The sequence below is a fragment of the Frankia sp. CeTa3Moorea genome, assembly GCF_978021225.1.
This window is the reverse complement of sequence record NZ_CDXDOR010000057.1, coordinates 18,468-28,792: the sequence shown is the minus strand read 5'-3', so window position 1 is coordinate 28,792 and position 10,325 is coordinate 18,468. Positions and strand designations below refer to the sequence as shown.

7 protein-coding genes and 1 pseudogene are annotated in these 10,325 nt (G+C 70.8%); 3 read left to right on the top strand and 5 right to left on the bottom strand.

The features are described 5' to 3' along the window. The 5 genes from AC08OV_RS12325 to AC08OV_RS12305 all read right to left on the bottom strand — a co-directional run. Positions 1–810, bottom strand: an 810-nt coding sequence (locus AC08OV_RS12325; RefSeq protein WP_476619690.1) for an extracellular solute-binding protein, incomplete at its 3' end; no start/stop codon positions are given. A gap of 121 nt (positions 811–931) precedes the next feature. Further along, on the bottom strand, positions 932–2,161 hold the full coding sequence (locus tag AC08OV_RS12320; RefSeq protein WP_476619689.1) for an ABC transporter ATP-binding protein: 1,230 nt from the start codon (positions 2,159–2,161) through the stop codon (positions 932–934). Between the two features lie 230 nt (positions 2,162–2,391). Next, complete coding sequence (locus tag AC08OV_RS12315; protein WP_476614870.1) at positions 2,392–3,339, bottom strand: MurR/RpiR family transcriptional regulator; 948 nt, start codon at positions 3,337–3,339, stop codon at positions 2,392–2,394. Positions 3,340–3,458: 119 nt separating this feature from the next. Continuing rightward, positions 3,459–4,661: a homoserine O-acetyltransferase MetX gene (metX, locus tag AC08OV_RS12310; RefSeq protein WP_476614871.1), complete on the bottom strand. Its 1,203-nt coding sequence runs from the start codon at positions 4,659–4,661 to the stop codon at positions 3,459–3,461. Beyond that, complete coding sequence (locus AC08OV_RS12305; protein ID WP_476614872.1) at positions 4,633–5,925, bottom strand: bifunctional o-acetylhomoserine/o-acetylserine sulfhydrylase; 1,293 nt, start codon at positions 5,923–5,925, stop codon at positions 4,633–4,635. The genes metX and AC08OV_RS12305 overlap by 29 nt, the downstream gene beginning before the upstream one ends. Positions 5,926–6,914: 989 nt before the next feature. Between AC08OV_RS12305 and AC08OV_RS12300 the strand changes: the two are divergent. The 3 genes and pseudogenes from AC08OV_RS12300 to AC08OV_RS12290 all read left to right on the top strand — a co-directional run. Then, positions 6,915–7,903: pseudogene (locus AC08OV_RS12300) on the top strand (DUF222 domain-containing protein); the annotation flags it as partial. A gap of 48 nt (positions 7,904–7,951) precedes the next feature. Beyond that, positions 7,952–8,245 (top strand): HNH endonuclease signature motif containing protein, encoded by a 294-nt coding sequence (locus AC08OV_RS12295; protein WP_476619693.1) that lies wholly within the window; start codon positions 7,952–7,954, stop codon positions 8,243–8,245. A 244-nt stretch (positions 8,246–8,489) separates the two neighbouring features. After that, positions 8,490–10,325, top strand: a 1,836-nt coding sequence (locus AC08OV_RS12290; protein WP_476614720.1) for a DUF7800 domain-containing protein, incomplete at its 3' end; no start/stop codon positions are given.

The following is a 10,325-nucleotide window of genomic DNA, read 5'->3' as shown; positions in this document are numbered from 1 at the left end:
GTCGGCGGCCATCGACACCGCCTCGACGCCCGGCGGGTCGGCGAAGGATAGCTTGGTGCCGTCGGTAGAGATCACCCGGCCACCGGCTGACCGTACCAGGCTCTGGAAACACCAGTCCCCGACCTTCGTCAGACAGTCGATGAGGACCCCGTCCTTGCCGGTCTTCGCCTTGATGGCGAGCGCCGCGGTCTTTACCTCCGCCCAGGTCTTCGGCGGCTTGGCCGGGTCGAGGCCGGCCTGGGTGAACAGGGTCTTGTTCAGCCAGAGAACCGGGGTGGAGAAGACGTACGGGACGGCGTAGGTCTTGCCGTCGACATCGCCGAGGGTGCGGGCTTTCGGGGCGAACGGGTGTTCGCCGCCGAAGTTCGCCTGAACGGCCTCCCGCCCGACCAGTGTGTCGAGCGGCTGGGCGCCGAGGCTGCCGGAGGCGAAGCGCAGCGCGTTGAAGGTGATCTGGGCGACGTCCGGGGGGCTGCCCGCCAGCACCTGGTTCTTGATGCTGGTGACGTAGTCGCCGCTGTTCGCGCTGCCGGCCAGGTTCTGCGGCGGCTGGCCCTTGACGGTGATGTTGGGATGCGCCGCCTGGAAGTCGCGGAGCAGCCCCTCGATCACCGGCTTCCACGTCCCGACGTTCGCGAGGTTGTAGCTCTCGAAGACGATCGAGACCTTCTGGTCCGGGGAGAGCTCGGGGATCGTGCTGGCGTTCGCGGCCGCGCTCGTGGGTGTGGGCGAGGACGTCGCACACGCGGAGGCGAGCGCCGCAAGCAACGCGAGGCCAGCTGCGGCACGCAGCAGGCGTGGTCGAGCCACGGGGATGCTCCTTGGGATCAACGGGACGTTGGGATCAATAGACCGACGGGACCGACGGAATCGATGGGATGGCGGACGGACCGGATCGCGGTGATCTGGTCCGGTTGGGTCTGGTCGCCCCTCAGACCGCGGCGGGCGCGGCCGAAGCGGGGGAGGGGGACGCGGCGAGCGCGCCGGGCACGGGGATGGTCAGGGATTCCCGGGAATCCGGTGGCCGCCAGGCGAGACGACGTCCGCTCGCCCGAGCGAACAGGTGCACCCGTGAGACGTCGATGGTGAGTCGGGCCCGGTCACCGGCGGCCAGTCCGATCGGGCGGGGGCCACGCAGCGCGACAGCCTGACCGTGGACGTCGCACCAGGCCACCTCCTCGCTGCCGAGGTTCTCGACCGTGGTCACGACACCTTCGATCTGCGCCGTCAACCCGGGTGATGCCGTCAACCCGGGTGATGCCGACGATGTCTCGGCCGGGCCGGGCAGCTCGGCCGAGCCGGGCAACAGCGCCAGGTTCTCGGGTCGCAGACCGACGATGACGTCGCGGGGTTCGTCGAAGCCCGGCCACAGCGGGATGCGTAGCCCGTCCGCGCGGACCGCCAGCAGGTCGCCGTCGGCCTCCACCCGGGCGTCGATCAGGTTCATCGGCGGTGCGCCGAGGAAGCCGGCGACGAACACCGAGGCCGGCGTGTCGTAGACCTCGGTCGGGCTGCCCACCTGTTCCACGCGGCCGCCGTTGAGCAGGACCACGCGGGTCGCCATCGACATGGCCTCCACCTGGTCGTGGGTGACGTAGATGAAGGTTCGGCCCAGCCGGCGGTGCAGTCCGGCGAGCTCGGTGCGGGTCGCGGTGCGCAGTTTCGCGTCGAGGTTCGAGAGGGGCTCGTCCATGAGGAACGCCTGGGGGTCACGGACCAGCGCACGGCCGAGCGCCACCCGTTGGCGCTGCCCGCCGGATAGCTCACGGGGGCGCCGGTGGAGCAGCCCGCCGAGTTCGAGCTGGTCGGCGACCTCGCGGACGCGCCGGGCGATCTCCGCCTTAGGGCGGCGCGCGGCCCGCAGCGGAAACCCGATGTTGCGCTCGACCGTCAGGTGCGGGTATAGCGCGTAGCTCTGGAAGACCATGGCGAGGTCGCGCCGTCGGGCGGGGACATGGGTGATGTCGCGGTCGCCGAGCATGATGCGCCCCTCGCTCGGCTCCAGCAGGCCGGCGATCATGCGCAGCAGCGTGGTCTTCCCGCAGCCGCTCGGTCCCAGTAGAACGAGGAAGTCACCGTCCGCCACGTCGAGGGAGACGTCGTCCACCGCACGGACGTTTCCGAAGCGCCTCGTGAGGCCCTCGATCCGGATTTCTGCCACCCAGCACCCCGTGTACGTCTGTTCCAGGAGTGCGCCTGCCCCCTGGTTCCTCGTTACAGAGGCAGTCTCGGGTACCTAGATGAATGGTCCATGACGGTCGGGAAACGGGGGACAGTCACTTACCGCAACGAATCTCCGGTCAAGCGCCTTGCCGGTGGGACGCTTTCGTAGCTGTCCGAGCGCCCCTTGGCGCGCGTCCCCTGACCCGACTGACCTGACCGGTCATTCGGTCAGAACTCGTAGGGATCGGCGGCTCCGAGGCCGGGATCCGCCGCGGGCCGCCGCGGGCCGTCCTCCGCCCGCACGGAGTGGCCCTGGACGTCCCGCATGACGGTCCCGGCCAGCAGCGGGTTGTCCGTGCGGCGCAGGCCGACCGCGAGCTGCAGGGCGTTGAGCAGCAGCAGGGAGGCCAGCCGGCTTGCGATCATGTCCGAGCTGATGGGCCAGTCGGGCGACCCCACCACGAGGCTGATGTCGGCGATCTCGGCCAGGGGCCCGGCCGTGTAGCTGGTGATGCCGATGACGGCGGCGCCCGCGGTCCGGGCCGCCTCCGCGGCCCGCAGACTCGGCTCGTTCGCCCCGCTGCTCGTGATGACCAGGCAGACGTCCGAGGGCGCGAGCAGGCGGGCGGTGAGTTCCTGGGCGATCGAGTCGCCCGGCGCCTCGGCCGGCCGGCCCATGCTGAGGAAGCGCAACGCCGCGTCCTGGGCGACCGGAGCCGATCCGCCGTTGCCGATGACGAGCAGTCGGTCGGCCCGGTCCAGCAGGTCCACGGCGGGCGCGAGACGGGACCGGTCCAGCGGGCCGAGCGCGTCGGCGAGCACCGCGGTCGCCGCGCCGAAGACGGTGTCCACCAGGCGCTCGACCGGGTCGGCAGCGTCCGTTCGGCCGATCTCACCGCGCAGCGCCGCGGCCCCGCTCTCCCGGGCGAGCTCGACGCGGAAATGCTGGAATCCGCGGAAGCCGAGATGTTGGCAGGCGCGCACCACCGTGGCCGTCGATGTTCCCGCGGCCTCCGCGAGCTGCGCGGCGGACCATTCGACCACGTCCCCCGGACGGGCCAGACACACTTCGGCCACCCGCTGCTCGCTCGGGAGCAGGCCCGGCAGGGCCGCGCGGATGGTGGCGAATAGCCCGCCCGGGCGGGCACCCGGCGGACCGGCGGAGGGGGTCACCATGCAGCGGTTCATACACGCTCAAGGTGACGGGCCGGGGTGCCGTCCGCTGCCGTGCCGCGCGGTGCCGTCACCGTGCGGCTAAATCGTGCGGATAAACCGTGCGGATAATCAGTTCCGGGTCAGGCCGTCCGGAGGGCGTCGTGGACGATTGCGGCGACCTGCTCGGTCTCGATCAGGAACCCGTCGTGCCCGCGCCGCGAGTGGACGACGCGCAACGGCGCGCCGACGCGCTCGGCGATGTACTCCTGCAGGTGGAGGGGATAGAGCCGGTCGGAATCGACCCCTGCGACGGTGAACGGCACCGGGCAGGACCGTAGCGCCGGCGCGCGCCCCCCGCGCCCCCGGCCGACGTCCTGGATCATCATCGCCCGGGTCAGGGCGACGTAAGTGCCGGCGTCGAACCGAGCGGCCAGCTTGCCGGCATGGTGGTCGAGGTAGGAGGCGACCTCGAACAAGCCGTCGGGCCGGGTCCGATCCGCGAACCGTTCCTCCAGCTCGGCCTCGCTGCGGTAGCTGATCTGGGCCACCCGCCGGGCCAGACCCATGCCGGCGTCCGGGCCGCGTCCGTCGGGCCGGTCGTGGTAGTCGCCGCCGTTCCAGGCCGGGTCGTCGGTGATCGCACGAAGCTGCACCGCGGACAACCCGATCTGCTCCGCCGTCGCCGCCGCGCCGCAGGCCAGGACCACGGCGTGGTCGACCCGGTCGGGATGGCCGACGGCCCACTCCAGGGCCCGCATGCCCCCCATCGAGCCGCCGACCACCGCGGCCCAGCGCCGGATGCCGAGCGCGTCGGCGACGGCGACCTCCACCGTGACCTGATCGGAGATCGTGATCTCGGGCCATCGGCCGCCCCAGGGTCGGCCGTCCGGCGCGGGACTGGCTGGCCCGGTCGTGCCCTGGCAGCCGCCCAGCACATTCGGACAGACCACGAAGAGGCGATCGGTGTCGAGGGCCCGTCCAGGCCCGATCAGGCCATCCCACCAGCCTGGGGTGGGATGGCCCGGCCCGGGCGGGCCGGCGGCGTGACTGTCCCCGGTGAGCGCGTGCAGGACCAGCACCGCGTTGGTGGCCGCGGCGTCGAGGCGGCCCCACGTCTCGTAGGCCACTGTCACGCCGGGCAGGACGCCGCCGCGTTCCAGCCGCAGCGGTCCCAGCAGGTCGACGAACCGGCGCCGTCCCACCGGGTCGATCCCGGCGCGCCATGCCCCGGAGGCGGGCGGTGGCGCCGACGGCGCCGGTTCGACCGTCGGCGGCACCGGCTCGACCGAAAGGGCCGCACCGGTGCCACGCGACTCAGCTCTTGGCCGCACGGAACCCGGCATCGAGGTCGGCCAGGATGTCGTCGATCCCCTCGATGCCGACCGACAGGCGGACGAGATCCGGGGTGACCCCGGTCGCGGTCTGCTCGGTCTCGGTGAGCTGGGAGTGCGTCGTCGTCGCGGGATGGATAATCAGTGAGCGGACGTCACCAACGTTCGCCAGGTGGCTGAACAGCTCGACCCCCTCGACGAACTTCTTCCCGGCTTCGGCGCCACCGGCGATGCCGAAGGACAGGATCGCGCCGGCGCCGCGGGGGAGCACCTTCTGTGCCCGGGAGTACCACCGCGACGACGGCAGGCCCGGGTAGGCCACCCAGCTCACCTCGTCGCGCGCCTCGAGCCACTCGGCGACCCGCTGGGCGTTCGCGGTGTGCCGCTCGATCCGCAGCGACAGCGTCTCCAGACCCTGGAGCAGCAGGAACGAGTTGAACGGGGAGATCGCCGGGCCGAGGTCGCGCAGTAGCTGCACGCGCGCCTTGACGATGTACGAGCCGTGACCGAGCGCGTCCCAGTAGACTAGACCATGGTAGCTCGGGTCGGGAGTGGTGAAGTTCGCGAACCGGCCGGAGGCGCCGAAGTCGAACCGGCCGCCGTCGACGATGACGCCGCCGATCGCGGTGCCGTGGCCGCCGATGAACTTCGTCGCCGAGTGGACGACGATGTCCGCGCCGTGCTCCAGCGGCCGGTACAGATAGGGCGTCGCGAGGGTGTTGTCGACGATGAGGGGGATCCCGTGCGCGTGGGCGACCTCGGAGATCCCGACGGTGTCGAGGACGTCGCCGCGGGGGTTGCCGACCGTTTCCCCGTAGAACGCCTTCGTGGTGGGCCGCACCGCCGCCCGCCACTCCTGGAGATCATCGGGATCGCCGACGAAGGAGACCTCGATGCCCAGCTTCGGCAGGGTGTAGTGGAACAGGTTGTACGTCCCGCCGTACAGGCTGGCCGAGGAGACCACGTGGTCGCCGGCCTCGGCCAGGTTCAAGATCGCCAGCGTCTCCGCGGCCTGCCCCGACGCCGCCGCGAGCGCCCCGATCCCACCTTCGAGGGCGGCGATGCGCTGCTCGAAGACATCCTGGGTGGGGTTCATGATCCGGGTGTAGATGTTTCCGGGCTCACCGAGAGCGAACAGGGCGGCGGCGTGGTCGGTGTCGCGGAAGACGTAGCTGGTGGTCTGGTAGATCGGCACGGCTCGGGCGCCGGTCGCCGGGTCCGGCTGGGCTCCCGCGTGGATCTGCTGGGTCTCGAACGACCAGCTCTCGGTGCTCATAGGGTGATCCTCCCCGGGGCGAAGTCGGTGTTCGGTGCGTCGGTGGTGTCGGCGTGTCGGCGTGTCGGCGGTGTACCGGGCGCCGGCTGTGGGACGCCGGCCGGGCACTGATACCTGCGACTGCCTGCGACTACCACCGATACCTGCGACTAGTCTGCGATGGCTGTCCTCGTCCGCGGTTCCTCACGGTTGCCCGCGCGGTGCGGCGGTGGACGGTCCGGCTGCCGAAGGGGAACCGGGCCGCTTCCCCGGGGCCGGTCGGAATGCCTAAGATCGTGCGGTACGAAAAAGATCAGAAGCCCGGGCACAGCCCGTCGAAGGCGGCCGTGCGGGATGGGTGGCCGCCCAGTGTACCGACCTTCGGGCATCCCCCGAACATCGCAGAGCGGCGCGCAACCGTCCCGGATGTCCGGCATGTGACCGCATGGTTCCGACGCTAGCAGCGTGTCGGGTCGTTGTCTGCAGCGGGCGCAGATTTTCCACCGGATAAGTGAACAATCGCAGGCGCGGGATGGGCCCTGGACCGTGCTCGAGGCCATGCCCCGGGCTGCCGGGGGAGTCGAGGGCGGCCTGGGCGGGGTTCGGGGACGGTCCCGGCCGGCAGACCGCCGGCCATGCACGTGAAGCCGAGGGCGACCGGGATCTTCGCGCAGGGCACGCACCAGCACGCCGGTCCTCATTTCCGCTACGACCACAGCACCTAGGACCACAGCACCTAGGATTCGGAATGAAATAACTTGTTCACTTCGGGGTCCTCGCGAGCCCGTGACCCGCGAAGACGCATATTGGCCTGCATTACTTACTTCATTACGAATTCCTAGTTACGGTAATCGAACATGAGTTCGACATTGGGGGTTGTGTGATCTACGCTTGATCCATGACCATTACTGCCGGCCCGGCCCTCGGGCAGCATCTGGTGCCGTTGGGTTTGGCGGTAGTGGCCGAGCAGGTCGGCGGCCTGTTGGACGCGCCGGTGTGGTCGTTGTCGGATGCCGAGTTGTACGGCGCCCTGGACGACTGTTCGGTGGAGCTGGCCCGCCTGGCCGCGGTGCGGCTCGCGCTGGTGCGGGAGGCCCACGGCCGGAACCTGGCCGTGCGGGAGGGGGGCTACCAGCACCGCGGCGCTGCTGCGGGAACGGCTGCGGATCCGGCCGGGGGACGCCCAACGCCTGGTCGATCTGCCCCTGGCCGTGGACGGACCGCTGAGTGCCACCGGTGCGGCCCTGGCCGCCGGCGCGATCACGGTCGAGCAGGCGGTCGAGGTCCGCACGACGATCCGTTCCCTCCCCCGCGACCTGGACGCGCAGGTGTACACGGCGGCGGAGGCATCCCTGCTGGAGCTGGCCCGGATGTTCGACCCCCGCGAACTGGCCCGTCTTGGCCGGCACCTGCGGGAACAACTCACCCGGATCGACACCAGCCCCGGCGGCGATGACCCCGCCAACACCGGCAGCCAGAACGGCGACCGTGAGGGCGCCGACTCCGGCACGTCTCCCGGCCCCGCAGGGGGCCCGGCCGGCGATGACAACCAGAACCCGGGCAACGGCAACCAGGATTCGGGCGACGCCCCCGGGGATCGGCGCGGCCTGTGGATCATCGATCTGCCCGGGGGCACCACCCGTATCACCGGCGAACTCGACGCCGAAGCCGCCGCGCTCCTACGCAGCGCACTCGACCCGCTGGCCAAACCCCGCCCCGCCGACGACGGCACCCCCGACCCCGCGCACCTGCACAGCGCCGCGCCGACGCCTTTGTCGATCTCCTTCACCGCACCCTCACCACCGCAGCCCTGCCCGTCACCGGCGGCGTGCGCCCCCACCTCACCGTCACCGTCCCCTGGACGGCACTACTCGGCCAGGGAGGTACGCCCGCCACCACCAGCTGGGGTCAACCTCTGCCGGCCAGTGTCCTGCGCCGCCTGGCCTGTGACGCCACGGTCACCCGCGTCGTCTTCGATGCGGCGAGCGTCCCCCTCGACGTCGGACGGGCCCACCGCACCGCACCCGCGGACCTACGCCGCGCCGTCATCGCCCGAGACGTCTGCTGTTCATTCCCGGGGTGTGATCGGCCGCCGTCATGGTGCGAAGTTCACCACGTTCGTCATTGGATAGACGGTGGAAGAACCTCACTCGACAATCTGGTACTGCTGTGTGGATATCATCATAGGCTCATCCACCACCACGGCTGGATCGTCCGAATCGGCCACGATCGCCGGCCCGAATTCATCCCCCCGCCCTGGGTCGACTCCGACCAGACACCCCGACGCAACCCCTACAGCCGACATACCTTCGACCTCCTCCGTGCGGCAACAGTTGGATAGACCGGCTCATAGCTGAAGGAAGGAAGGTCCGAGTTTTAAGGCCCAGCTCAAAAATCTCCAGAATATCTTCGCTCGCGCTGCCGTGAACGGCGCTACACGACGAGCCTGTCGTCCGACTTCCTGGAGTGGCTCGCGTGGCGCCGTCGCCTGAAGGCGATCAGCCGAGTGTGGTCGTTAAGTAACACGCTGTCCATGCCGTGCGATAGCCGGACGTGCGTTCGTCTCGTTGGACGAGAGTGGGCGAATGACTCGTTTGCTCCTCGGCCCCATCCACCGGCACACCGAGGCAACGCGCGTCACTCTGTGGATGGAGACCGACGCTGCTTGTGATGTCGAGGTCCGGGTCCCGCGCGGCGCACTCGCACGTGCGACGTTCGGCCCGCCGGCTGGGCAGGCCCGTACCTTCGAGGTGGCCGGGCACCACTACGCAGTCGTCGTGGTCGAAGGCCTGACGCCGGGAGAGCCGGTTCCCTACGAAGTGTGGTTGACGGACGAGGTGTGGTTGACGGGTCCCGGGCCCGGAGGGCCGGCGGTCGGGTCCGAGCCGCCCACCGACGGCGCGGTGCGGGTCTGGCCGGAGCCGGGCAGGCCGCCGAGCCTGCTGCGTCCCGTCAAGGACGAGGGGCCCCTGCGGCTGGTCTTCGGCTCCTGCCGGGTGACCGCGCCGCAGGAGCAGCCGTACACCCTGAACGCCGATCAGGACAGCCGTGGACTCGGCACGGACGCGCTGCACGCCCTCGCCCTGGAACTGCCCGCGCACGACCCCGCCTCCTGGCCGGATGTCCTGCTTCTGCTCGGTGACCAGGTCTATGCCGATCATGTCTCCTCGCAGACGGCGGCGCGGATTCGTGACCGGCGGGATGTCACCGTCCCGCCGGGGGAGGAGATCGCCGACTTCGAGGAGTACACCTGGCTGTACCAGGAGGCGTGGTCGCAGACGGACATCCGCTGGTTACTGTCAACGGTCCCGACGGCGATGATCTTTGACGATCATGATGTGCGAGACGACTGGAACATCTCCGCGGCATGGCGTACGGAGATTAGGGCCGCGCCGTGGTGGGACGCACGCGTCACCGGCGGGATCATGGCCTACTGGCTCTACCAGCACCTCGGTAACCTGGCCCCGGCCGTCCGGGAGTGTGATCCGGTGTTCCGGGCCGTGGTCGAGGCGGGAACCCCCGCAGTGCCCGAGGGCGGGGCCGCCCCGGCCAACGTGGCCGACAGTGTGGCCGGCAGCGTGGCCGGCAGCGTGGCGGAGCAGGTGCTGCGCGCGTTCGCCCGACGGGCTGACGAGGCGGCAGACCACCCCGACGTGACCGCGGGGCGAACCGCCGCGGCCGACGGCCGGGTCGGTCCCCGTGCCGTCGCCCAGCCTGAGGGTGCCCAGCCTGAGGGCCACGGCGAACCGGCCGGCCGGGCGGTGCGATGGAGTTTCCGATGGGACCTCGGCCGGACCCGGCTGATCGTGATCGACTCCCGGTGTGCACGGGTGGTGTCCCCCGACGGTTCGCGGGCGATGATCGACGCCGTCGAGTGGGAGTGGGTGCGGGAACAGACCCTGCACGACGGCGAGGTGGATCACCTGTTGCTCGGCACCTCCGTCCCGTTCCTGCTGACACCGACGATCCACAACGTCGAGGCGGCCAGCGAGCTGATTGCGGGCGGGCGGTGGGGCCGACGGGCCGCGGCCGTGGCCGAGCGGGTCCGCCAAGCCCTCGACCTCGAACACTGGTCGGCCTTCGGCTCCTCCTTCGCCGCGATGGCGGAGCTGCTTCGGTCTATCTCGGCGGGGGAACGCGGTCCGGCGCCGGCCAGCGTGATCGTGCTGTCCGGTGACGTGCACCACGCCTATCTGGCCCGTGCCGACTTCCCGGCGCAGTCCGACTTCCCGGCGCGGTCCGACCTCACCGCCGCGGCCACGGCGCCGAGCCCAGTGTGGCAGGCGGTGTGCTCGCCGTTCCGCAACCCGCTCGGTCCGGCGATCCGGCGGGTCGACGCGATCTCCCGGCGCGCTCCGCTAGCCGCATTCTCCGCGGCCTTCGCCCGCCTTGCCGGGGTGCGGGGCCGGTCCATCCGGTGG

Coding starts and splice junctions, on each gene's coding strand:
- AC08OV_RS12305 (WP_476614872.1), bottom strand. CDS start 5,925: ATGAGCACCGAGAGCTGGTCGTTCGAGACCCAGCAGATCCACGCGGGA.
- AC08OV_RS12315 (WP_476614870.1), bottom strand. CDS start 3,339: ATGGTGACCCCCTCCGCCGGTCCGCCGGGTGCCCGCCCGGGCGGGCTA.
- metX (WP_476614871.1), bottom strand. CDS start 4,661: ATGCCGGGTTCCGTGCGGCCAAGAGCTGAGTCGCGTGGCACCGGTGCG.